The organism is Alloiococcus otitis ATCC 51267 (assembly GCF_000315445.1).
Lineage (GTDB): Bacteria > Bacillota > Bacilli > Lactobacillales > Carnobacteriaceae_A > Alloiococcus > Alloiococcus otitis.
The window spans coordinates 51,333-75,683 of sequence record NZ_JH992961.1 but is presented as its reverse complement, the minus strand read 5'-3'; the positions used below and the strand labels follow the sequence as shown (position 1 = coordinate 75,683).

Annotated in this window: 18 protein-coding genes, 1 pseudogene and 1 other annotated feature; of the genes and pseudogenes, 6 read left to right on the top strand and 13 right to left on the bottom strand. The window is 43.3% G+C overall.

Annotated features, from left to right (window positions below; all coding sequences use genetic code 11):
- Nucleotides 1–2 precede the first annotated feature (2 nt).
- The 4 genes from HMPREF9698_RS07205 to HMPREF9698_RS07190 all read right to left on the bottom strand — a co-directional run bounded on the left by HMPREF9698_RS07205 (nucleotide 3) and on the right by HMPREF9698_RS07190 (nucleotide 3,313).
- Nucleotides 3–731, bottom strand: coding sequence for a hypothetical protein (locus HMPREF9698_RS07205; protein ID WP_003778814.1), 729 nt, complete (start codon nucleotides 729–731; stop codon nucleotides 3–5).
- Entirely contained in the window at nucleotides 728–1,471 is a 744-nt protein-coding gene (locus HMPREF9698_RS07200) for a hypothetical protein (protein WP_003778813.1), read from the bottom strand. Before HMPREF9698_RS07200 ends, HMPREF9698_RS07205 begins: the two co-directional genes overlap by 4 nt.
- Nucleotides 1,455–2,243, bottom strand: a complete 789-nt coding sequence (locus tag HMPREF9698_RS07195) for an ABC transporter ATP-binding protein (protein ID WP_003778811.1) — start codon at nucleotides 2,241–2,243, stop codon at nucleotides 1,455–1,457. The genes HMPREF9698_RS07200 and HMPREF9698_RS07195 overlap by 17 nt, the downstream gene beginning before the upstream one ends.
- 431 nt (nucleotides 2,244–2,674) lie before the next feature.
- Nucleotides 2,675–3,313, bottom strand: a complete 639-nt coding sequence (locus tag HMPREF9698_RS07190; protein WP_003778808.1) for an IS30 family transposase — start codon at nucleotides 3,311–3,313, stop codon at nucleotides 2,675–2,677.
- A gap of 62 nt (nucleotides 3,314–3,375) precedes the next feature.
- On the opposite strand from HMPREF9698_RS07190, the pseudogene HMPREF9698_RS08705 reads away from it, so the two are divergent.
- Nucleotides 3,376–4,148 (top strand): annotated as a pseudogene (locus HMPREF9698_RS08705) (ISLre2-like element ISAot1 family transposase); the annotation flags it as partial.
- Between the two features lie 306 nt (nucleotides 4,149–4,454).
- Here HMPREF9698_RS08705 and HMPREF9698_RS07180 read toward each other — a convergent pair.
- From HMPREF9698_RS07180 to comGA, 5 genes are all read right to left on the bottom strand, one after another.
- Nucleotides 4,455–5,387 carry an ATP-binding cassette domain-containing protein gene (locus tag HMPREF9698_RS07180; protein WP_040292779.1) on the bottom strand — a complete coding sequence of 311 codons (933 nt, stop codon included), beginning with the start codon at nucleotides 5,385–5,387 and terminating at the stop codon, nucleotides 4,455–4,457.
- A 38-nt stretch (nucleotides 5,388–5,425) separates the two neighbouring features.
- Complete coding sequence (locus HMPREF9698_RS07175) at nucleotides 5,426–6,067, bottom strand: ABC transporter transmembrane domain-containing protein (RefSeq protein WP_003778803.1); 642 nt, start codon at nucleotides 6,065–6,067, stop codon at nucleotides 5,426–5,428.
- 406 nt (nucleotides 6,068–6,473) lie between these two features.
- Nucleotides 6,474–7,841: a pyridoxal phosphate-dependent decarboxylase family protein gene (locus tag HMPREF9698_RS07170; RefSeq protein WP_003778800.1), complete on the bottom strand. Its 1,368-nt coding sequence runs from the start codon at nucleotides 7,839–7,841 to the stop codon at nucleotides 6,474–6,476.
- 250 nt (nucleotides 7,842–8,091) lie between these two features.
- Nucleotides 8,092–9,153, bottom strand: a complete 1,062-nt coding sequence (gene comGB / locus HMPREF9698_RS07165) for a competence type IV pilus assembly protein ComGB (RefSeq protein WP_003778797.1) — start codon at nucleotides 9,151–9,153, stop codon at nucleotides 8,092–8,094.
- Nucleotides 9,107–10,171 carry a competence type IV pilus ATPase ComGA gene (comGA, locus tag HMPREF9698_RS07160; RefSeq protein ID WP_003778795.1) on the bottom strand — a complete coding sequence of 355 codons (1,065 nt, stop codon included), beginning with the start codon at nucleotides 10,169–10,171 and terminating at the stop codon, nucleotides 9,107–9,109. The genes comGB and comGA overlap by 47 nt, the downstream gene beginning before the upstream one ends.
- A 249-nt stretch (nucleotides 10,172–10,420) precedes the next feature.
- Nucleotides 10,421–10,652: a binding site (T-box leader), on the top strand.
- Nucleotides 10,653–10,974: 322 nt separating this feature from the next.
- On the opposite strand from comGA, the gene HMPREF9698_RS07155 reads away from it, so the two are divergent.
- Nucleotides 10,975–12,090 carry a 5-methyltetrahydropteroyltriglutamate--homocysteine S-methyltransferase gene (locus HMPREF9698_RS07155; protein WP_003778792.1) on the top strand — a complete coding sequence of 372 codons (1,116 nt, stop codon included), beginning with the start codon at nucleotides 10,975–10,977 and terminating at the stop codon, nucleotides 12,088–12,090.
- Nucleotides 12,091–12,272: 182 nt separating this feature from the next.
- Here HMPREF9698_RS07155 and HMPREF9698_RS07150 read toward each other — a convergent pair whose 3' ends face one another.
- On the bottom strand, nucleotides 12,273–12,992 hold the full coding sequence (locus tag HMPREF9698_RS07150; protein WP_003778791.1) for a YebC/PmpR family DNA-binding transcriptional regulator: 720 nt from the start codon (nucleotides 12,990–12,992) through the stop codon (nucleotides 12,273–12,275).
- A gap of 207 nt (nucleotides 12,993–13,199) precedes the next feature.
- Between HMPREF9698_RS07150 and HMPREF9698_RS07145 the strand changes: the two genes are divergently transcribed.
- Nucleotides 13,200–15,005 (top strand): M3 family oligoendopeptidase, encoded by a 1,806-nt coding sequence (locus HMPREF9698_RS07145; RefSeq protein ID WP_003778790.1) that lies wholly within the window; start codon nucleotides 13,200–13,202, stop codon nucleotides 15,003–15,005.
- 519 nt (nucleotides 15,006–15,524) lie between these two features.
- On the opposite strand, the gene HMPREF9698_RS07140 is transcribed toward HMPREF9698_RS07145, so the two are convergent.
- A complete protein-coding gene (locus tag HMPREF9698_RS07140) occupies nucleotides 15,525–17,354 on the bottom strand; it encodes an NlpC/P60 family protein (protein WP_003778789.1) in 1,830 nt (609 codons plus the stop codon).
- A 268-nt stretch (nucleotides 17,355–17,622) separates the two neighbouring features.
- Here HMPREF9698_RS07140 and trhO point away from each other — a divergent pair, with 268 nt between their 5' ends.
- Nucleotides 17,623–18,591: an oxygen-dependent tRNA uridine(34) hydroxylase TrhO gene (trhO, locus tag HMPREF9698_RS07135; protein WP_003778788.1), complete on the top strand. Its 969-nt coding sequence runs from the start codon at nucleotides 17,623–17,625 to the stop codon at nucleotides 18,589–18,591.
- 154 nt (nucleotides 18,592–18,745) lie between these two features.
- Nucleotides 18,746–21,361 carry a transglycosylase domain-containing protein gene (locus HMPREF9698_RS07130; protein ID WP_003778786.1) on the top strand — a complete coding sequence of 872 codons (2,616 nt, stop codon included), beginning with the start codon at nucleotides 18,746–18,748 and terminating at the stop codon, nucleotides 21,359–21,361.
- A 121-nt stretch (nucleotides 21,362–21,482) separates the two neighbouring features.
- Here HMPREF9698_RS07130 and ccpA read toward each other — a convergent pair whose 3' ends face one another.
- On the bottom strand, nucleotides 21,483–22,484 hold the full coding sequence (ccpA, locus tag HMPREF9698_RS07125; RefSeq protein WP_003778784.1) for a catabolite control protein A: 1,002 nt from the start codon (nucleotides 22,482–22,484) through the stop codon (nucleotides 21,483–21,485).
- 211 nt (nucleotides 22,485–22,695) lie between these two features.
- On the opposite strand from ccpA, the gene HMPREF9698_RS07120 reads away from it, so the two are divergent.
- Nucleotides 22,696–23,805, top strand: coding sequence for a M24 family metallopeptidase (locus HMPREF9698_RS07120; RefSeq protein ID WP_003778782.1), 1,110 nt, complete (start codon nucleotides 22,696–22,698; stop codon nucleotides 23,803–23,805).
- Nucleotides 23,806–23,882: 77 nt separating this feature from the next.
- On the opposite strand, the gene HMPREF9698_RS07115 is transcribed toward HMPREF9698_RS07120, so the two are convergent.
- Nucleotides 23,883–24,351 (bottom strand): group II intron maturase-specific domain-containing protein (locus tag HMPREF9698_RS07115; protein WP_003778781.1); only part of this gene is annotated, 469 nt, incomplete at its 5' end.

Here is a 24,351-nt window from a genome sequence, read left to right as displayed (position 1 = left end):
CCTTATAACATACCCTTGCGTGTGTAAGTAGCGATTCGTCTAACCTGGTACTGGTAGCAAATAACAGCCAATAAAAACCAGACCAAGGCAATCAGCCCGTCTTGCAACAGTAAGTGGACGGAAAAAGCACCTGAAAAAAGCATGGCCATGATACGGGCAAAGGGCAGGATGTAAGTTAGGGGATAAACAAGGGGCGGGTATAACCAATAAGGGACGACCACTCCTGAAAAGACAAGGGCAAAACTCACAAAAAAATTGGTAAAAGCATAATGGTTTTGCAAGCGCCAACCAAAGATGGCACATGCTAGGCCAACGATGAGTCCAAAGAGGATGACTAATGGACTGACTAGCAAACCCATTATTAAGGCTCTAGAATCGACCCCTGCTAACCAAAACAAGAGACTGTTAGTCAAAAACAAGGTCAAGGAAAATAAGAAGATCACGACAAATTTTGACCCCCAGAAATACAGGTTATAGGGCGACTTCCTAACTAAATCACGGTCAATCCCCCTAATAATATCCTGGGTAAAGGACCCGCCCATCTGGTTCATTGCAGTGGTCCCACTAGCTAAAAGCAGGGATGCCACAACCAAGCGACTATTGAAACTTGCGGTAATTTGATAATGAAGGGCAAGGAAAACAAACGTTTCTAAAATAGGAAGAATAAAAAAATGGATTAAGAAGGTCTTCCAATTGTCTAAAACATCAATAGATGAAAGGACAACTTTCATAAAACGCCTCCTAACTTGCCGGAAACACGGGCTTGTTTCAGAATATATTTACTAATATTTATGCTTAAGACAAGAGACAGGGCCAAGCAAACGATAAACTGAAAGACGGTAAAGGTACTCAGTGCCTCAAAACCGAGTAACCATTGGATAGGCAAGGCAATCGGCAAAAGCCAATTGACAAGGGGCTGGATCGACTGCAAAAATCCTGGTAGTGGAAAGAGACCAGACAAGAACAATAATGGTAAGGTTAATAAGTCTTCATAGACAATAGCATTTTTGGTTAAAACAAAGACAGAAGCAATCAATAAATCTAACACCAAAGCCCCCAACCAGAGAGCCAGTCCAGCAAGGATAAAAGATCCTTGGATTCTGACCGGTACTTGGAAGATAAAGGCTGCCAAAATAGCTAGGGGGAAGCTCAACAAGCCAAAACTAGCTGCAGGAGCAATTAGAGCGGCCAAGGAGAGTTGGTCATTATAGGCTGTATTAATCAGATAAAGCAAGGTCCCCTGAAAACGCTGAAAGCCAATGGATCCGGCTGCTGTCGTGCCGGATGCCCATAAGCCAAAGATTGAAGCACGAATCCAAATAATCTGGCTCAAGTCTGCACCAAGTGCAGACTGGGCAATATAGTCTAAAAAGAACATGGATAGAGTACTGGTGATCATTAAATTGATAAAGTATGAATTTTTAGCATATATTTTTAAATGAAACCATGCCAAACTACAGAAGCGAATCATCAGAACCCCCCCTTTTCAACTGAGAGGAAAGGGCCAGGTAGGATTCTTCCAAAGTTGCCGGACGGTCCACATGGGTCACCTTAGAAAGAGCGACGATGCTTTCAACATTTCCCTTATGCTGAATTTTCCCATCCCCTAAGAGGAGGATTTCATCTGCCAAGTACTCTACTTCTGACATTTGGTGGCTAGTTAAAAGAATGCCAACCTCTTCTTCCTGAGCGAGTTGCTTGATTAAGTCCCGGATCTCTTTGCTAATCTCAACATCTAACCCGGTTGTCGGTTCATCCAAGAGCAATAACTGGGGATGGCTCAGCAAGGACCGGGCAATATGAAGGCGTTGCCTCATCCCTCTGGAAAAGGTATACACCTTCTCTTGGGCAACAGAAGATAGGTCAACTAGGCTTAAAACTCGTTTAACTTCCCTTTTGATGTCAGACCGAGAAATTTTATCTAAGTGGGAGAAAAAAACAAGATTATCCCAGGCACTGGCATTGCCGTAAAAACCCAATTCCCCTCCCAAGACAACTCCTATCTGAGAGTGGCGGCGATTTTTCTGGGTTAGTTCCTGGCCTTCCATATACATAGTTCCCCTAGTGGCTTCTAGGTAACCAGCAATCATCTGAACTGTCGTCGTCTTGCCTGCACCATTTGGCCCTAGAAGGGCGACAATCTGACCGTGATCAATGGTAAAAGAAATGGACTGGACAGCCTCGAAAGAACCAGACTGGGTGTCAAACACTTTAGCAATATTTTTTAGCTCTAATAAAGTCAATATGTTCCCTCAATCTAATATTTTTAGTTCTGGATTTAATTGTTGCATAAATTACTGAGGTTACATGATTGAAAACCATAAGGCATATCTCCTATTATTTTGATTAAAAAATTAACATGCTCCTGTTTTGAGTTTTTAATGGAACATGTAGTATTAGCTATATTATATTTAGTCCCACTGACAACTTCAAGCAAAAACTTATGCAGATTTCAAGTTTAAGTTAGCCACCCTGAGATTAAAATTTTCTGAATATCACAAGGTTATATTTTTACCGATTGTCACTGTTTTTTATTTATATGGGATGGACATAATCCCGCGACGAAAGGAGTGGATTGTGTTCGAACTGATTTGTCTTTAAAGCCAAATCACCACACAAGCCAAGTCATGCCTAGTGGGATCCCCTGTCAAGCAAAAGATGGCGACTATCTCTGTTAGCTTAACTGCCTCAACTCTTGGACAAAAGCTTGGTAGGGCGACCGATAACTTAAGATTATTCGCGGATACCCATTCATCCATTGTTGGATTCGTCTGACCTGACTGTCCGTTAAATCTTGGAAAGACTGGTATATGGGTAGGAAGCGCCAAATCAATTTGTGTTGGTTCTCACTGTTGCCTCGTTCGTAAGAAGCATCGAGGTTGCTGTAGAACGATAGGATATCTTTGGAAACTTGACCTAAGCTGGCAAATTCACTGCCATTATCAGCTGTGATGGACTGGAAGACTTGACTGGCCTTGTCTTCCAGCCCCTTCAAAAAGGCTTGTAAGGTTTGATGGACCGCCCTGGCACTTTGACGGGGGATTTTAAAGAGTTTTTCAAACCGGGTTTTGCGCTCCACCAAGGTCAGTAAGACGGGATCGCCTTGTCGCTTTCGGCCCACAACCGTGTCAATTTCCCAATGGCCAAAAGTTTGCCGGGTCGGGGTAGCTTGAGGGCGTTCTTTCCGACCTACTTTCTCCAGGAAGTCCCCATTCCGTGTGCGCATCAACCCTCGGTCAATCCAATGGTACAAAGTTAACGTGCTGGGAATCTGGCCAGGCTCAAAGACTTCTTTGGCTTGATGAACCACCACATCGGGAGACCAATTCTCCAGCAAGAGTTTTTGGTTAGCCTGGTCAAGTAAGATAAGTTAATCACTTTTTTTGCTTCGTCAGTATCCAGTCGAGTGCCAAGGCCTTCCGGAAATTGAGTCATTACCTGAACGACCATTATCAACTAAAAAACACCTTAGCGATTTCCAATAGTGATAGAGAGAGTAGGGGGTGGCTATGAAGCGGACAAATTTAAAATGGCCATCGGTTCTTGCCGGCAACGTGAACATTATCGGGACACTTACCATGTCAACCAGAAGATCAAGGACCGCTTAAGCTTTGATCGACCGATGGAAAATCAGTTAAGAAAAGCCTTGAGGGCTTATGACTGGGCTCAAATCGAATCCGTTTTAGCCTCCGCCCAGAGTCGTGCAACGGCCTGTTCAGCCGAAATCGCTGCAGAACGACTGGACCAAATCGAACGTTTAAGGGGCTATTTAAGTCGGTATTGTCCTTACCATCAACCGATCGCGGATTGTTCCCTTCCCGTCCCATCCAAAAAGGAACGGGCGTCTGCGAAACAGGGCACCGCTATTACAGCTATCGTTTCAAGCATCAAGGACGGGCATGGACCCATGATGGTGCCCGTCATGTGGCCCCGCCATCCTCAATGCGGTGAAAAACGAGGAATATACCAGTATCTTAGCGCAAAAAGTTGACCCCACCATCCAATCACTGGGCAAAGACATCAATGGAGCTGTCAAAGCGCCCCTTCGCACCCTGCAGCTAGTGGCTAGCCTAGTCCAACAAGGGCATATCGTTAATCAAGGGCCAAGCTCCAGTTCCATGGGAAAACTGGCCAAAATGTTTCGCTAACAGCCCCTGTCTCAAGGCCCCATGCGCTAGCATGAACAAAAACTATTGAATAAACGAACATTGATCGAGCGTTTCTCACATTACCGAGGAATACTTGACACATACCCCGATTGGTTGCAGCTTTTATATTTGAAGCATTTATGTTACATCTTACACCAAAACAATTTCTTTCTTATTGTGTCGCAACTTAAGATTAGTGATCTCTTTTCTTATGTCTTGAATTACTGAAACTTTGCCGAGATAAAATTTATACTAACATGGCCAATTTGATTCTAAAATCCACCATTATTTATCAAACTTGATGCATCAAAAAATTTCTTCAAGCAATGTCCCCTCGCTTATTTGATAAACATGATTATATTTACTTAATTCCTCAGAATTATTATGATGACTCACTTCAATAACGGCTTGTGGTATTGAAAATAAAGTCTTTCGAATATTAGTAGATGTTTTCTTATCTAGGGAAGCAGTCACCTCGTCAGCAATTACTAAGTCACGATTCCTTATTAGTGCTCGTGCTATTTCGATTCTCTGATTTTGTCCTCCAGACAGGTTCTTTCCGTTTTCACCTACCTGAAAAGTCATTCCCTTTTCTTCAATAATATCTGACAATCCCGATTTTTCTATTGCATCCTTTATTTCAGAATCCGAAAAATGCTCGCCTAAAGTAATATTAAACTCGATAGTATCGTCAAATAATATCGGTAATTGTCTAATATAACTAATGCCTTGCATAATTGATAATGAAGGTAAATCAGCCTTTTCGCCGTAGCTAACATATCCAGATACTAAATCATTCATACCTTGTATCGACCTTAAGAGACTTGTTTTCCCTGAGCCTGATGGACCTTTTATTAATATTTTGTCTCCTTTGTTGATTTCTAATGTAAGGTCACTTATTATCGGTTTTTCTGCTCCATAACCAATGGATGCATCGTGAAAAGATATGGGTAGGACACTACAATTATGGTTCTTTTCATTAAAATTACTGGACGTATTTGCCTCAATGGCTTTTATTTTTTTGATTATATTTTTTGTTGTAGATAACTTATTATAATTTTGTAATGCAACAGTTAACGGATTAGCAATACGATCGCTTGCCATAAAAATTGATAATAATGCCCCTACTTCTAAACGATTTAGAAGGACAAAAATTCCTCCAATAAATAAAGGGATTAAGCTACAAATAATAGACATTATGTAGGCAGATGTATTGGATATTACTTGTATTTTCGTCATATTGACATTACTATCTTCAGCTAATATTAGCGTATTTTTTAGCCTATCAAAAAAATTTTTTCCCTTTGGTAGTTTTTGATTGTAGGAGCACCCTTAATAGTGTCAACTAATTTGTTTGTAAACAATTCATTATTACCAGTCCAAGAGTCGGCCGACTTACTAATGCGTTTGCTAGTAAATTTAGGTAGTAATAATGGTACAAAAGCGAATACAACAAATATAAAAGCTAAAAATGTATTTGTTAATGCTACATATACAGTAGAAACTAGAGCAAGTAAAATAGTTTGAATCATTTTAATATAAGCTACAATATAATTATCTTCTAATAATTTCAAGTCATTTTGTATAAAAGATAACACTTTCGAGCTTTTACTTTCTGAAGAATCAGAATAATGATCAATATAATTTTTATAAGTTAATGATTTAACATTTATATTAAAATCTTTAATTAATTTTGCCATACTTACCTGGTAAATATAACTCCCAATTCCGATAATGATAAATCCAGTAATGCCCATCATTACACCAAAACTAAGGCCATTGAAGCTACCATTAGTCAAACTATCTACTACTATCCGTATAGTCAAAGGAAGTAAAAATCCCTCAAGTCCTATAATGATTAAACCTATCAAGGTAAATATCAGATGCTTTTTAGAAATAAATTTTAAAATTATTTTCACATTATTTCCTTTCTATTCATTATAAAAAAATAAATAATTAATTATAATAAAATTATTAAAATATTTGAATGATTTTATTATAATATATTTAATATTTATTAGCAATAGTTATCTTACTTTTTTTACATAGAATTATAAAAAATATTTTTTTACTAATAGAGAAAGTTGTTAATGTAACTATTTCACTTACGTTAAATATTATAGAACCATATTTTGTAAGTTCCCAAGTTTAAGTTTGATAAATAACGATTATAATTTCCTGAACCGTATCATGTAATATTACTGCCGACTGTCACTACTTTGCTTTAAATGGAGATTACTTAACCTTAAGTCTATTGTCCCTATAGAAAAGCCATGGAGAAGATTTCAACTCCATGGCTTCAATTTTACTATCTTCAGTTTTATCCTATTTTGTCGTCTCAAGGACCATTTGAATGGCTTGGTCAATTTCGGTGTTGGGGTTCAAGAAGGCTAGACGGAGAACGGTTTGACCCTTGATAGAAGAAGGCAGACAAAGGAGTTTGCCGGCTAAGGCTAGGTCATGAGACCATTTATCATAGTCTTCTTGGTCCCAACCTTTTCGTTTAAAGACAACAATGGACAGGGTTGGTTCCATAACTAATTCCAGGTGGTCGCTGGCTTTGATGGCCTGGGCACATTGTCTCGCATAGTTCAGGCAGGTTTCAATGGCCTGGCTATATTTTTTGCTTCCGTAAGTCGCTAGGGAATACCACAAGGGAAGGCCTCTGGTTCTTCGGGAAAGGTGGACTGCCATATCAGAAGGATTGCTTTGACTGTGGTCCACCCCATCCAGGTAGGCAGCATGTTGGGAGAAGGTTTGGTAGACACTTTCAGGGCTCCGGTAGACGAGTAGGCAAGCGTCATAAGGAGCAAATAACCACTTGTGAGGATCGACTATAAAGGAATCGGCAGCTTCAATCCCCTTATAAAGCCGTCTTACACTTGGGGCTAATAGACCTGCTCCCCCATAGGCCCCGTCTACATGTAGCCATACCTGGTGGTTTGAACAGACCTTAGCGATGGACTCCAAGTGGTCGATGGACCCGGTATTGGTGGTCCCAGTTGAAGCCACAACCGCAAAGACACCTTCATGGTCTTTGATCAATTCCTCAACAGCCTGGCCACTCATCCGGCCCTTTTCGTCTACCTCCGCTATTAAAAGGTCGACATCCAAAACCTTGGCAATGATTTCAAGTGAAGAGTGAGTTTCTTCTGAAATAATCAGCTTATAGCCATCCTGGGGCCGACCGTCCGGGTAAGTACCGGCTTGCTGCCAAGCATTTTTGGCCTTGTCCCTAGCACATGCCAAGGCAGACAGGTTGCCATAAGTTCCTCCTGAAACGAAGGTCCCAATCGCTTGGTCCGGCCAGCCTAAGTAGCCCTTGATCCATTCTACAACTTGGTTCTCAGCATAAATACTGCCAGCTCCACACTCCCAAATGCCACCAAAAACATTCGCTGCTGACACTACCTCATCAAAGGCAACTGCCGCCCTAGTTGGTGCACTAGGGATGTAGGCAAAGTTCATGGGGTCATCAGAAGACCGGTTGGATTCACTGAGAACCTCATAGATAGCTAAGGCTTCTTTGGGGCCCAGACCCTCTTCGGTAATGGTCTGGCCCACTTGTTCTCTGAGATATTCGGCTGAATGGGCTGTAGTCTTGGGGTCTGAACCAGATACCGTTCTTTTTTTAGCCCAATTTAAGGCCAATTCAACCGCTTCATCTTCCTCTTGCCAAAATCGATTATCCATAAGACACCTCTCACCTACTCCTGTCCTTCAATTATTTCAATTACGCTAGGCTAGCTTACAACAAAAAGCCAGGATGGGCAAGAAACTCTCCTTCCTCGCCATTTAGGTTTTCACAAATTGCTTAAATAAACAAAGCTTGATACTGCTGATATTTGCTATTACTAAACATTAAGCAAGCAAAAACCCATCCAGCCTAGCTTGACCGAAGCATGTCTGGATGGGCTTGGCCTCCCTTGCCTAAAGCTTGCTTTTACAAGCCATTCAGCAAGGAAAAAGTAGGTAGGAGCAAGGCGGCATAGATGGAGACAATCAGGATGCCGATACCGATAAAAACTATGGGCTGGACCAGGGTCATAATTTTTTCGATTTTTAGCGATAATTCTTCCTGGCACTGCCTGGAATAGAGCAATAATTCCTTGCCAAGGTCACTGGACTCTTCCCCGTAGTCGATAATATCTCTTAATTCATACTTTAAAAAGCTATAGTCACTAATAGAAGTCTTAAAAGACTGGCCAGCCTGCATCCCTTGGGCAATGGCTTGGCCAAGTTCTTTCACCAGATTGGTGTTCTTGTCGCTAGTCATGATTTGGGTAATCTCAAGCAGATTACTGCCATGCTTAAGAAGGTGGCCCCACTCCATGGCCAAAAACTGGGTGTAGTAAAGAGGCAAGACCAACCTGGCCAAAGGGAGTTGACAGAGAATAGAGGCCCTGGCTAGGGCAGTTTTTTTGGACAGGTAGTACTGAAAGACGAGCAAGGCCAAGCTAAACAGACATGTGGCTAGGATTAAGAGGATAGGGGATTCGCGAATAAAGAGAAAAACTAGTCGAGTCCCCAAGTTCATATGGTTGGTTTCAGAAGTGGTCAATTGAGTCAGGTGGGGCAGTAAGATATACCGCATAGCAAAGAGCATGCCGATGATAAAGATAATAAGCATGACGGGATAGGTTAAGATCTGCTGGAGCTTTTTCTTCCGTTCCATCCGGTCCATCATCTGCTGGCCACAATCGCTAATAGTCTGGGCAAACTGGCCATGAACCAGGGAAAAATAGATTTGCGAAGCGACCTGGTCCGAAAAGTTTAACTCCCCTAGCATCTCATCTAGGGTCCTGCCTTGGCTAAAACCTGCTTGAACATGGTTAACCCATTGCTTGATTTCTTGGTTACCGGTTGTACTTAGGAAACGAAGGGCCTCTTGCATGGATAAACCTTCTAGTAGAAGCTGGCCGAGCCGCTTCAGGAAGATGGCCTGGTTGTGCAGTGACTTAAGGGATTTTGTAGCTTTGATAGGTTTCTTGCGAAATAAAACCATAGACATACACCTTCTTTAGCAAATGGTTAAAGGACCGGGGCTGGTCTGCTTGACTAACGTGATTACCTTGTCTTTTTGCCAGCAAGTTTTGAAGGGACTTGCCATAGCGAACATCATAGAGGACGGCCCGTTTTTGGTCAGCTGGGATATGGTTGCAGGCAGTCTGGCAGTCCCCTTGGCAAAAGGGGCAATACTTGGGTAACAACTTTTGAAAGGCCAGGCCAATCAAGGTTTGACCCAAGACTTCCGGGCTGATCCCCAACTCTTGCAGCCGGTCAACCACCCCAGCTGCATCCTTGGCATGGACTGAGGCAATAATTAAATGCCCAGTCAAGGCCCCCCGGATAACCATTCGGGCAGTTTCTTCATCTCTTATTTCCCCTACCAAAAGGACATCGGGGTGGTGGCGGAGGCTGGACTTGATTAAGGCTTCATAAGTAACTCCTCCAGCTTCGTTGACCTGGACTTGTAAAAAATCTGCCTCTTCAATTTCCACTGGGTCCTCAATGGAGATTACTTGTTGCTTGCGGCTAGCCGACCGCTTCTTTACCAACCTGTACATGGTCGTCGTCTTGCCAGAGTCAACAGGTCCTGCAAAGAGGATGAGGCCACTCTTATGCTTAACCAGGTCCTCTAAGACCTGCCTTTCATGGTCAAAGAAGCAATCTGCCCGACTATGACCTTCCTCCTGACTGGATAAGAGGCGGATAACCAAGGACTCCTGGCCGCGGTAATTAGTCATCGTTGACAGGCGGAGGTCTGTTACGTCCGGCAATTTAAGACTGCAAGAACCACTTTGGGGCCTTCTCCTCTCCCCCACATCCATATTAGCCAGAAATTTCAGGTAAGAGATCAGACTCTCCCCTTCCTTTACCGACAAGCTAAACTGCTGGACCATCTGGCCACTTAAGCGGTAGTAGATTTGATAGCGACCAGCTTCCGGCATCAGGTGGATATCACTGGTCCGGTAATGGTGGGCCAAGGATAAGATCTTTTTGGCGTAGGCTTCAACTTCCATATGCTTCCTTCTTTCCACATCTATTTTGCTCCTGGTTAATAATACGCAAAAAAGACTCAGAATTATTTTTGTGAATCATAAAAATAAAATGAATCTTTTTGATATCTTATTGCAATTTTAATAGCCATTATTCTAACCAATTTAATATCAAGAAGCTTTACTTACAATAAGCTAGACTTTTTAAAACATAAATTTTTATCATGAATAATTCTTGACAAATAAATAAAATTAGATATACTATAGTTATATTAAAAAGCATTGACAAGAAAAGTAAATAGGTGGAGCCTTCACAGAGAGACTGTAGCTGGTGGAAGCAGTTAAGGAAAAGCCTATTGAAAATGGTCTTCGAGTTGACCGCATCGAGATTGAGATGGGTTCGGGTTCTCCCGTTATAGAGAGCGAGTATGATGGTACTCACAGAGTTATTAATCGTGAGATTGATAAAAATATAGGTGGTAACGCGAGAGATCTCGTCCTTTGATAGGGCGGGATCTTTTTGTTTGACCTAAAATAAAGGAGGTTAGGATAGGTCCTGGGTCATTAGACCAGGCAATCATTCTTACTGAGCGAAAGGATTGCCAAGGGGTGGTCTATTTCAGGTCCTAAAAATCAATAGCTACTGGTCCCGTTTTTCCTTGTCCTGGTGATTGGATCTAATGCTTTCAGGCAAAAAAGTCTGATGGGGTGACTAGTTTTGAACAAGCTTGCCAAAGGCTTGAAGTATCGGGAGTCCTACTTGAGACCGGACCAATTTTGTTAATGTGTTGCTTTTTTGTAAGAATTCATTCATAGGGGGAATTAACATGAGTCACAAGTTTACCGGAAAACACGATTTTGTTGGAAGTTTTTTAAGACCCGAACAATTAGTAAAGGCCCGGCAAGACTATAAAGAAGGGAAGATAGACCGACCAGCCCTGAAGCAGGTTGAGGACCAGGAAATTGAAAAATTAATTAACAAGCTTAAAGAATTAGGCTATGAATTCATTACGGATGGGGAATTTAGAAGAGACACCTGGCACCTAGACTTTATGTGGGGCTTCCATGGGGTTGACCACAAGCCGACTAATACTGGGATACAGTTTTCAGGTATCGTAGCCGAACTGGATGACACCTTCCTAGTCGACAGGCTCTCCTTCAATGAAAACCACCCCTTCTTGGACCACTTAGCCTTTGTCCAACAATTTGAAGATGAAAACCATACCGCAAAACTGACTGTCCCAGCACCGGCACAATTTCTCAAACAATTTATCAGCCCTGAAGAAAGGGAGAATACGGCTAAATTTTACAATAGCCGGGATGAATTAGCAGACGATATCGTTTCCCTTTACCGGCAATTTATCCAAAAGGCCTATGATTCTGGCCTCCGTTACTTACAATTCGATGATGTCTCTTGGGGCCGGCTGGTTGATGACAAAGCACCTGAACACTTCGGAACTGACCAGGCTGGCATTGAAGAGTTAAAACAAGTTTTTGTGGATACCAACAACCGGGTGATCGCTGACCGACCAGAAGACTTGGTCATCAATACCCATGTCTGCCGCGGAAACTTCCAGTCTACCTACTCAGCCAGTGGCCCCTACGACCGGGTAGCTGAGTTCCTCTTTAAGGAAGAAAATGTCAACAGTTACTTCCTCGAGTTTGATGACGACCGGTCTGGAGGCTTTGAGCCCTTGCAAAAAATTAGCGGGGACAAAGAGGTTGTCTTGGGGCTGATCACTTCCAAACGTCCTGAACTGGAAGATAAAGACCAAATCATTGACCGGATCCACCAAGCTGCTGAATATATTCCCCTAGACCGGCTCAGCTTGTCCCCTCAGTGCGGTTTTGCTTCAACCGAGCATGGCAACAAGTTAAGCTTAGAAGACCAATGGAATAAACTTCGCTTGGTCAAAGACATTGCAGATGAGGTCTGGGCTTAAAAGAAGATAAGGGGCTGTAACTAGTCCAAGTTGTCTAGTAAAGTTTGAGAGTCAAAAAAGGTGCCAGGATTTGAAGTCCTGACATCCTTTTATTGTGGTTAAAATCTCCATCCAAGCACTAGTTTGTCATGTATCTATGAACAACCCAGCTAGGAATTTCCTAACTGGGTTGCTTACTATCATTATTCCGCATTGGTGTAGACTTCATTGACATCGTCGTCATCTTCTAAGGCATCCACTAGGTTGTTTAACTTGTTTTCATCTTCTTCAGATAGGCTGACCTTAATGTTTGGCACCATGGTCAATTCCTTGTGGGCCAAGGTGAAGTCTTTTTCCAGTTCGTCAACGACATCAGTGAAGTCACTGGCCTGGGTATAAATTTCAAAGACATCATCTGATGCTTCCATGTCTTCCCCACCAGCTTCGATTACGGCAAGGAGCATGTCATCTTCGTCAAGATCCAAGCCATCGCGTTCCACGACAATATAGCCTTTCCGCTCGAACATGTAAGAAACAGACCCCTTCTCACCTAGGTTGCCCCCATTGCGGTCAAAGGCAACTCGGACATTGGTTGCTGTCCGGTTGGTGTTATCGGTTAGGGTTTCAACATAAATACCTACCCCATTAGGACCATAGCCTTCATAAGATACTTCATCATAGTTAGCCCCTTCATTGGGGTCGGTTGCCCGCTTAATGGCCCGGTCAATGTTGTCGTTAGGCATATTACCTGACTTGGCCTTGTCAATAGCCATCCGCAGTGAAGCGTTCATTTCGGGATCAGGGCCACCATCTTTTGCTGCCTTGTAGATCTCTTTAGAGTATTTCTGGAATTGCTTACTTCTTTTCTTATCTTGAGCACCTTTACGCTGCTTGATATTATTCCACTTCGAGTGTCCTGCCACAAAAATCACTTCCTATTTTATAATCTCGATATGGTACTGACTACAAGATTATACCAAATTATGACCTTAGAATAAAGTTTTCTGGTTACTTTAGGGAATTCTCTCACTGCTTTGGTGGGAAAATCGCCTACTCTAAACAGAGGTCAAAATAGTCAAGCCGGCCCAGATAGTGTAAACTAGGGATACAGTATTACGAGGAGGATTAGTATGGTTTATCAAGACACTTGGAACTTAGAATCGGTATTTGAAGGCGGGCCAAACTCCCCTGCCCTCCATGAAAAATTAGACTTGGTGAAAGACCAGATCACTAGCTTTAAGGAAAAAATTGAAGCTTGGCAAACAGACCATGACCAGGTCGACCAGGACCAATTTATTGATATTTTAGCAGACCGGGCCAAGATTGCCAAGGGACTGAACCAGTCAGGGACCTTTGCCAACGCTCACTTGTCAGCTGATGTGAATGACACCGTATCCCTAAACAATCTAAACCAGGTTAGCCTGCTGGAACATGACTTTAGTCAAACCCTCACCCTTTTAAGCAAAAAAATACAAGAAATTAATGAAGACGATTGGCAAAACTTGCTAGAAGAAGACCCTTTCAAAGACCTTGCCTTTCGTTTAAATGAAATCCGCCGTGATGCTAATAAGTTACTCAGTCCTGACCAGGAAAAAATTATTAGCCAACTAAGTCCAGATGGCTACCAAGGATGGGAGTCCATGTACAATGACCTAGTAGCCCAGGTCAAAGTACCTATCGAAGAAGAGGGGAAGGTCAATTATTACTCAGCCGCCCAAGCCCAAAACAAGTTAACCAGCCAGGAAGACCCTAGCAAAAGGTCAGAAATCTTAAAGGCCTGGGAGCAAGCTTGGCAAGACAAGGCAAGCCTCTTTGCAACCACCCTCAACCATATCGTGGGCTTTAACCTGGCTAACCAAGCCTTGCACGGGGAAGAGGACTTCCTCAAACCTGCCTTAGAAAATAACCGCTTGAATCAAAAAAGCCTGGATACCATGTGGAAGACCATCAATCAAAATAAAGACCATGTGATCAAATACATGGAACGCAAGGCCCAACTGCAAGGTCTAGACCAGTTAGGCTGGGCTGATTTAGAAGCCCCCTTAACTGTTGGAGAATTTAAACCCGCAACTTATAGCTTTGACCAAGCAGCAGAATTTATTATGGACGACTTTGCCCAGGTCAGCCCGCAAATGAAAGACCTGGCCCAAAAAGCCTTCGACGGTGCTTGGATCGAAGCTGAAGACCGGGCTAGTAAACGGCCAGGTGGTTACTGTTCGGACCTTCCAGAGTCCAAAGAGTCTAGAATCTTTATGACCTTCTCTGGCAGTCCCGACAATGTCTCCACCCTTGCCCACGAGCTCGGACATGCCTTCCACTCCTATGTTTTACGGGACCAAGCCTACTTGAACCAGGAATATGCTATGAATGTCGCCGAAACTGCTTCTACTTTTGCTGAAATGGTGGTATCAGATGCTACCATTCAAAATGCGAATTCTATAGAAGAAAAAATTTCCCTTTTAGACAGCAAGATTTCCCGGGCAGCTGTTATGTTTATGAACATCCAGTCCCGTTTTATTTTCGAGAAGTCTTTCTATGCTGAACGGAAGACTGGCTTAGTCTCTCCAGATCGGGCTAATGAATTGATGGTGGAAGCCCAAAAGCAGGCCTTTGGGGACGCCTTATCGGTCTACCACCCTAGCTTCTGGGCCAGCAAGCTCCACTTTTACATGACAGACCAAGCCTTTTACAACTTCCCTTATACCTTTGGCTTCTTATTTAGTATGGGAATTTACGCCCAAGCCAAAGAAGCAGGCGACCAATTTGAAGACCGTTATATTGACTTGCTCAAAGATACAGCCTGCATGACCAGTGAAGACCTGGTTCAAAAACATTTAGGCTATGACTTAGAAGAACCAGACTTCTGGCAATCAGCCATTGACCTAGTCAAGCAAGATATTGATGAATTCCTAAACCTTACAGAGGCATACTTGTAAGCCAGTCCTGAACTGTATTTTCTGAGTATCCTAAATGACCAAAATTACTTTTAAGCAGCTAGCCTAACCGCGCTAGCTGTTTTTCTTATGTGGGAAATGGGGCTGCCAGAGCTTGGAGAGAGGTAAGTGAATAATAACAATTGTTTTTTAAAAAACGCTCAGATTCTCGTATAGTATATGTTATTTGAGAAAAAAACATTGAAATTCTCGTATAACATATGTTGTTTGAGAAAAACATCGAAAAATTCTCAAACAACTTAAGTTATTTGAGAAAAACCGGAATAATTCTCAAACTTGAGCCAAAGTTTGAGAATAACAAATGTTCTGCTTTAATTTCGTATGTAACTTAGACAATTGAGTCGAGTTTAAGAAGCTAAAAAAGTGTCCCTGGTGAGTCCTTCACCTAGGTCAAATGTTGTAGAACCACAAAAGCGACCCATCCAATCACATGGATGGGTCGCTTTTTTCTGCTTGGTTTAACATGGAGATTAGATTGTTAGGATAAGTACGGCTTTGGATTTAGTTAACCCGGCCGTAACCAATGAAACGTGCTCCCCAGTAGCCAGTGTGGGCATTGGCATAGGCCACACCCGTTGAAGTTTGAGAACCAATAAATTGGCCGCCACCAGCATAAATTCCTACGTGGGTTACCCGACCTCCGTTTCCAAAGAAGATTAAGTCACCAGGGGCAGGGTTGGATACACGTTTGGTTGCTGCATACTGGGCCCGGGAGTTCCGTGGAAGGGAAATACCGTGTTGGCTGTAGACCAATTGAGTAAAACCAGAACAGTCAAGGCCAGATCTTGAAGATCCACCCCAACGGTAAGGGGTGCCTAGGTAGCTATTGGCCGTGCTCTGGATACTTGACCAGGATAGAGATGGTTGGCCAACCGACTGAGTTTGTGGTTTAGCTTGTGGCTGGGCTGGTTTTTTAGCTTGTCTTTGGTTAACTTGATTTGAATTGTCGTTTCTAGCAGTTTGGCTATCTTGGCGTGAATTATTACTGCTAGAAGCTTGGCTCGTTTGACTGCGGTTGTTACGGTTAGTTTGGTTAGACTGGCTAGAATTATTATTAGTTGCTGATTGGTTAGTTTGGTTGGTAGAGGAAGACTGGTCTTGGCTAGGAGCCGGTTGACTAGCAGGTCTTGCTTGAGAATTGCTAGCTTGCTGACTAGTTTCCTCCTGGCTAGTCTCCTCTCCTTGAGCTTGTTCTTGGCCAGGTTGGTTTTGACCTTCTGAACTTGTTTGGCCTTGACTAACTTGATCCTGACTTTCTGAACTGACTTGGTCCTGGCTGGTTGCTTGATCTTCTCTTTCTTCTTCTTCAACCGGAATCTCTTGATTGCTAGCCTCTTCTATCCCAGCTTCATCTTCTGAATCTTGTCCAGGGCTCGCTTCGACTTGACCTTCTTCAATAACTTCTTCTGCAACTTCTGGGTCAAGCTCTTGTTGAGTCTGTTCCTCTTCCCCCTCTTGAGGGTCAAGGTCGTCTTCTTCTACGATTTCAGCTTGATCCAATGCTTGACGGGTTTCTTCAACTAAATCAACGTCATTAGCTTCTTCACTGACTTCAATTTGGTCCTGGGCTACTTCTTGGGCTAGAGCAATCTCTTGACTTTGGGCAAAGAGGCGGTCAGCTTGGGCCTGGGCCTGGTCTCTTTGGGCAATAAACTGGTCTCGTTCAGATGCCAATTGGGCTTGTTCAGCAGCTAATTGAGCCAACAAAACTTCTTGGTCAAGGCGCTGTTGTTCCAAGTCTTGACTGGTAACCTCTAGGCTATCAACCAAGTCTGCCTGGTGCAAAATACTTTGGCCTGTTTCTTCTTTAATGGCTTCCAAAGCTTCCTTGTCTTTCACCTGGTCTTTGATAATCGACTGGTTAGACTTAAACAAGTTAACGACAAGGTCTAACCGGGCAAAGGCATCGGTTAAGGACTCAGATTGGATAATAAAGTCTATGTATTGAGATATTTGACCGTTAGTTTGAACAGCTCTTGCCTGGTCCTTGAGACGGTCTGCTCTTTTTTCAATGTTTGCTTCCAGTGTGTCAATCTCGTCAAGTAAAGCTTGGTAGTCACCTTGACTGGACTCTAATTCCCCACTAGCTTGGGCTAATTTAGCTTCGTTATCAGCAATGGCAGCCTCTAGGTCTCTTAATTGGTCCTGAGTTGACTTACTAGAGGAAGTGACTTGACTCAAACGACTGTCCAGGGCTTCCACTTGACTTTGGGCTTCTTGGGCATTGGCTATTTCACTGTCATAATCACTTGCCAAAGCGACCTGACTTGTTAGCAATTGGGCAAAAATTAAAGAACTGGTAATAGATGTCCTGATAAACTTCTTCTTCATCGCTTAATCCTCCCATACGTCACCGGCTTCTTCAAAAGAGTGAATACACCTAAAAGTATAGCATTAAAAAATATTAATATGTTTCAGCTATATTACAATCTCTTTTCTATTCTATAAAATAATTTCTAGCTTTATGACAACGGCTTTTGTTTTGATGTAGGATTTGCCTTTTAACTTAAAAGTTGATATTTGAATATTACCAACAACTAGTTTATAATTCGTGTGTTCATAACTTATATTTGCACTATAAGATAATGGAGGAAGAAAGATGAAAGACTACAGAGTGTTACTATACTACCAATATGTAACCATCGATGACCCTGAACAATTTTGCAAAGACCATAAAAAAATGTGTGATGAATTGAACCTGAAAGGGCGGATTTTAGTCTCAAAAGAAGGCTTAAATGGAACCCTTTCTGGTAAGAAAAAAGACACAGACGAATACATGAACCGCATGCACCAAGACCCTCGCTTTAGCCAAATGCCTTTCAAGATTGATGAAGCTGACCAACATGCTTTTAAAAAAATGCATGTGCGAACTCGTCCAGAAATTGTCTCCCTTCATCTAGGTGACGAGGATGTCGACCCCAATCAAACTACCGGTAAGCACTTGGAGCCAAGTGAATTCCGGGATGCCCTCTTCGATGAGAACACAGTCGTTTTAGATGCCAGAAACGATTACGAGTATGACTTGGGCCACTTTAGAGGAGCAGTCAGACCGGACATCCGCAACTTCCGTGAACTACCCGACTGGATCCGGGAAAATAAAGATAAATTCATGGAAAAAAGAGTGGTTGTCTACTGTACAGGGGGCATCCGGTGTGAAAAATTAAGTGGTTGGATGCTCAAGGAAGGCTTCGAAGATGTTGGCCAACTCAATGGTGGGATCCACAACTATGCCACCGATGAGGAAACCCAGGGAGAATACTGGGATGGCAAGATGTATGTCTTCGACGAGCGAATCAGCGTCGATATTAACAAAAAAGAAAAAACAGTCATCGGTCGCGACTGGTTTGACGGCACTCCTTGTGAGCGTTACGTCAACTGTGCTAACCCCTACTGCAACAAACAAATCCTCATGTCAGAAGAAAACGAGCACAAATACCTCCGCGGTTGCAGTCATGAATGCCGTATCCACCCTGAAAACCGCTATGTGAAAGAGCACAACCTGAGCAAGGAAGAGGTCCAAGACCGGCTGGAGGCGATTGGCGAATCCCTTCCTGAATACGCCAATTAAGCAATAAAACTACTTTAAAACTAGGGTCCATAAAACCCTAGTTTTTCCTTTACCTATCCCCCTTAATTCCTAGTAAGAATGCTTTTATTTTGCCCCTAGCTTTGCTATAATAAACTGAATCAAACTGTAAGTTAATACCCTTAAGGAGTTAAATATGAAGTCAAATAATTGGAAGCATACCCTCCGAAACTGGCTAGAGAACATATACTATTATTTTGATATTTTTGCCAGAGTAATGAAAAGCTTACTAGGTGTTTTTATTTTCTTATTTGTCGTAGCTGGGGCCCTAGCTGGCGGTTTGGCTGCTGGCTACTTTGCTTCCCTAGTGGATGGGGATATCCCCTCCCAGGAAGTCATGGCTGAGGAAGTAACCCAGTACTCGATCACCTCAACAGCCCATTATGCAGACGGTAGCCTGATTAGTGAATTGCGGTCTGACCTAGTCCGAACCCCAACCACCATTGACAAGGTCTCACCAGAGTTTATCGATGCCTTGGTAGCAGTTGAAGATGAATACTTCTTGGAACACGAAGGAATCGTACCGAAGGCGATTGTCCGGGCTATGTTACAAGAATTTACCGGTAGTGAAAGCCAGACTGGGGGCTCTACCCTCACCCAACAAGTCATCAAGCAACAGCTCCTCTCTAATGAAGCCACCCACAAGCGGAAGGTTAACGAGATTCTTTTGGCCCTCCGACTTGAAAACTTCATGGACAAAGAGCAAATATTAGAAGCTTACATTAATGTGTCCCCTTTTGGACGGAATAACCGGGGGCAAAATATTGCCGGTATCCAAGAAGCAACTGAAGGGATCTTTGGCATTCAACCAGACGAACTCAACCTGCCCCAAGCTGCCTTTATTGCTGGCTTACCGCAAAGCCCCATCGCCTACTCCCCTTACAACCAAGATGGGTCTATCAAAGAAGACCTCTCCCGTGGTTTAGCCCGGAAGGATATCGTCTTGTTTAACATGTACCGGGAAGACTACATCACTTTAGAAGAATTTGAAGAAGCTAGAGACTATGACTTAGAACCAGACTTCATCCCACGACAAGAAGATGAAGACGGGTCTGAACGCCAGTTTTATGTTTATGATTTGGCCGAAAAAGAAGCCCGGGATATTATCATCAACCAGATTATTGAAACCAGTGACTACAGTCCTGAAGAGGTCCAGGAAGATAATGAACTAGCTGAAGAAATTTATAACCAGGCCGACACCATGATGCGGTCTCAGGGGATCAAGATTTATACAACTATTGACAAAGACCTCCACACCGCCATTAACCAGGCTGCCCAAGCCCAAATCGATAGCTTAGGTAGTGAGAAAACCATCACCTACACCAATTCCGACGGCGAAACCGTAACCGAAAGCTTTCCGATCCAATTAGGGGCTACTGTCATTGAAAACGAGACGGGCCGGGTCCTAGCCTTCGTCGGTGGACGGGATTATGACTACTCTAATTACAATATTCCCTTTGATTCTAGACGGTCATCCGGGTCAACCCTAAAACCCCTCGTGGCTTATGGTCCGGCCTTGGCTGAACACATTATTACCCCGCAAACCGTTATCCCAGACACTCCTTTCTCAGTTCCAAGTGGTGGCGGAACCCACGCTATTTCCAACTACGGAGAAACAACCAACCAATGGCGTCCTGCTGAGGACTGGCTACCAAAATCGCAAAATATTCCAGCCTCTAGAGTCTTTATGGAACTTTTAGAAAACGACATCGATGTGGAACAATACGTCCGTCGCCTAGGCTTAGGCCAAGACGCCATCAGTAGCGACGAATTCAACAACCCATCCCTAGCTTTAGGTGGGGTCACCCATGGACCTACTGTTACCGAACTAACAGCTGCTTATGCCGCCTTGGCAAACAATGGAGTTTTTAACCCACCCCACGTTATCGACCGAATCGAGGATGCCAATGGTAACGTGCTTTATGAAACAAGCGAAAATAATGAACCAAGCCGGGTTTGGTCCGAAGCCAGCAACTACCTACTCGTTGACATGCTGAGAGGAGTTACCCACTCTGATATCGGGACTGGTAGTGAAATTCCTGGCAACCTACAATTCGATGCCGACCTCCTCTCCAAGTCGGGAACTTCTAGTGAATACAAGGACGTATGGTTTGTTGGCTCTACTCCAAACGTTTCCCTTGGTACTTGGTTAGGTTATGACAACCAAAATATTTCAGTAGAATATGACTATGGGGTCCACCCAAGTGTCCGGACTCGACGTCTATGGGCCAACCTGCTCAACACTATCTACCAAACTAATGCCGACCTCATTGGTTTGGGCGAGGAATTCTACATGCCAGAAGATAAATTAACCACTGAAACCATCTCGACCCAAACCGGTATGAAAACTGGTCGGGTTGAATTGCCAGATGGTAAAGTAGTCAACCTCGGCGGGCCTACGACTGAAGCCTTGTTTGATGCTGAGAATGTTCCTGGGACAACTGTTTATGACTTCACCGTCCAAGCGACTTCCTCCGAATTGGATAATTTCTGGAGTGGTCGGGCCAATCGAAACACCCGCGGTTCTTCCAGTAACACAAACGGCTCATCAAGTGGCTCTTCCTCGGGTGGCAGCGATGGACAGGAAGACACTGATGACGACCAGGAAGATGGTCAAGACCAAGCAGGTGAAGAAGAAAATGCTGGCAACGACCAGGACGATGACGCCTCTTCTATCGAAAGCACCTTACGAAACTTTATCGATTCCATCATTGGTGGCAATGACGACCAAGATGAGGACGACGAAGAATAATAAAAAGAGGCGGTCAGTGGTCAACCCACTACCGTCTCTTTTATTTTAGCAAGATAAACATACTAAAAAGATGACTTGTTTCACGCAAGTCATCTTTTTAGCTTTTTATTAGGATGGCTAACTATTTGGTAGTGCCCCATTTTTTAATGGTGTGGGGGAGGACAATTTCCTTATCCTCAACTTCATCATTGTTCATCATCTTGGTCAGCAAGCGCATAGAAACTGCCCCGATGTCATATAAGGGTTGAAGGACAGTACTGAGCTGGGGCCGGGTCATATTAACAAGTTTGGAATTATTGGAGACAATAATTTCAAATTTTTCTGGGACCTGCAAGCCATTGTCATGAGCAGCATTTAAGAAACCAACAGCTGCTTCATCATCTGAGAAAATGGCAGCGGTCGCCCCATTGGATATAAGCTGGTCATAAATATTTTGACCGTCTTTATATGAATTTGATGAAGTAAAGACTAAATTATCATCCACTGGGAGACCATGATCTTGGTGGGCTTCCTTATAGGCCCCGTACCGGACCTGGGAGTCAATTTCTTCGTCGACGGACCGGTAAACAAAGCCTATTTTTTCATTGCCATTTTCAAATAAAATGTCCAAGCTATCTTTCATGGCTGCACCGTAGTCAATATTTACACTGGGAAGGATCCCTTTTTGGTCAATTGACCCAGCTAAGACCAAAGGGGTTGGCACACTTTCTAATTGGGCATGTAATTCATCTGAAATATGGTGACCCATATAAATAACACCATCTACCTGCTTGGTCAACAAATCTTTTAAGACAAGGATTTCTTTTTCCAAGTTCTCATCGGTATTGGTTAGGATAATATTGTACTTGTAGATGGAAGCAACATCATCGATCCCCCGAGCCAAGGAAGAGTAATAAAGGTTGGTAACATCTGGAATAATAACCCCAACAGTGGTTGTTTTCTTACTAGCCAAACCTCTTGCTACAGCGTTGGGTTGGTAATTCAGCTGTTTAATGACTTCTTCAACTTTTTTGCGGGTGGAAGGTTTGACATTGGGATTGCCGTTGACCACCCGTGAGACTGTAGCCATGGAAACACCAGCCTCCCTGGCTACATCATAAATTGTAACTGTTTGTCGATCCATTTAAAAAACTCCATTCATTTTATTTTTTATTATATCTGAAAATGTTTTCATTCATAATGTAGCAAAGAAATCTAGCTATTTCAATAGTAACACATATTTTATGAAAAGTTTTCAGAAATCGCTCACAAGTTATTGTCAGCTTATATCATTATGGTATAAGTTTAGACTTGTGCTAAACTAGTAGTAACATGCTTTAGGAAGTTGGTTCAATATGACAAGTTTAGATAAGTTACAAGCTCAGTTAAAAGACCAGGACATTGACCTTGCCCTCATCACCCGGCCTCAACTCATCGATTATTTCACTGGCTATGCTAGCGAACCCATGGAAAGAATCTTGGCCTTATTTGTTTCGCCGACCAAGCATATCTTATTTGCTCCCTACCTGGATGCCCAGGATGCAAAAGACCAGGTCTCCTGCCCGGTCTTATCTTATAAAGATGAAGAAGACCCCTGGCAGGTTATCCAAAAAGACCTGCTCAGCCAATTTGACAGCCCCAACCGGGTGGGAGTAGAAGACAGCCAGCTCACCCTAGACAAGTACAAGGCCTTAAGTGGAATCTTAAGGGACAGTGAATTTATTGACATCGGTAGTTTGTTGGATGGCTTGAAATTAATCAAAAGCAAGGAAGAAAAAGACCGCTTGCTTGAAGCGGGAGACTTAGCTGACAAGGCCCTACAAGTAGGCTTAAATGCCTTAAAAGTAGGGATCAGCGAGGTTGAAGTGGTAGCCAAAATTGACTACGAAATGAAAAAATTAGGGGTGTCTAAAATGAGTTTCCCAACCATGGTCTTGTTTGGTGACCATGCTGGTAGCCCTCACGGCGTGCCAGGTAGTCGGAAACTCCAGGCAGGTGAATTTGTCCTCTTCGACCTAGGCGTTCTCTACCAGGGTTATGCCAGTGACATGTCTCGGACCGTCTTCTTTGGAGAGCCTGAAGACTTAGATGACCAAGACAAGGCAGTCTACCAAACAGTCTTAAAGGCTCAAGAAACTGCCATGGAAGCGGCAAAACCAGGCATGACAGCTGGCGACTTAGACAAGTTGGCCCGGCAAGTAATCGACCAAGCCGGCTATGGCCAGTACTTCATCCACCGATTGGGTCATGGCATCGGCCAAACCGCCCATGAGTCCCCAAGTATTAGTTCATCGAATACTAGTAACTTGCAGGCAGGAATGGCCTTTTCGATTGAACCAGGCATCTATATCCCTGGCCAGGTTGGAGTCCGAATTGAAGATTGTGTCTATCTGAATGAAGACGGAGCCATAAGTCTGACACAATCCCCCAAAAACCTTCAGTTTTTACCTGCCGTGACTGACTAAAATCGAGTAGGAGACTAGCCATTAATTGGCTAGTCGACCTCTCACACCACCGTGCGTACGGTTCCGTACACGGCGGTTCAATATCTTGCGTAAGCAGACTCAGCGATAGTGCTTAGTGGAACTAAGCCCCACTTGCTGAGTCTTTCTGTTGTTATTGCACGATGAAATTCATGTGTGCATGACAGTCGCCAGTACTTTTTGCGTGAATACGCAATCCGTTTGGCTGAATCTAAGTCCAGTCCATATTGTTCCAACTTTGATATAATAGTTCGTGGACGTTTCCACCGTTTAAGAATCAGCTGTCTGATACGGTGATTTAACCATTGCTCAACTTCTTTGATAAAGCTTTTAATGAAGCCTAAACCAAAGTAATTAATCCAACCGCGGGTGACTCGATTAATTTCAGTCATTATCTTTTTAAAAGTACCTGGCCGTTTACGACTGGTCAGCTTTCTCAATCTGCGTTTGAATTTCTGCTTGGCTTCTTTGGTAGGGATAAAACGATAATCCCCATTCACTTGCTTCATCAGACAGCTCAAAAACTTT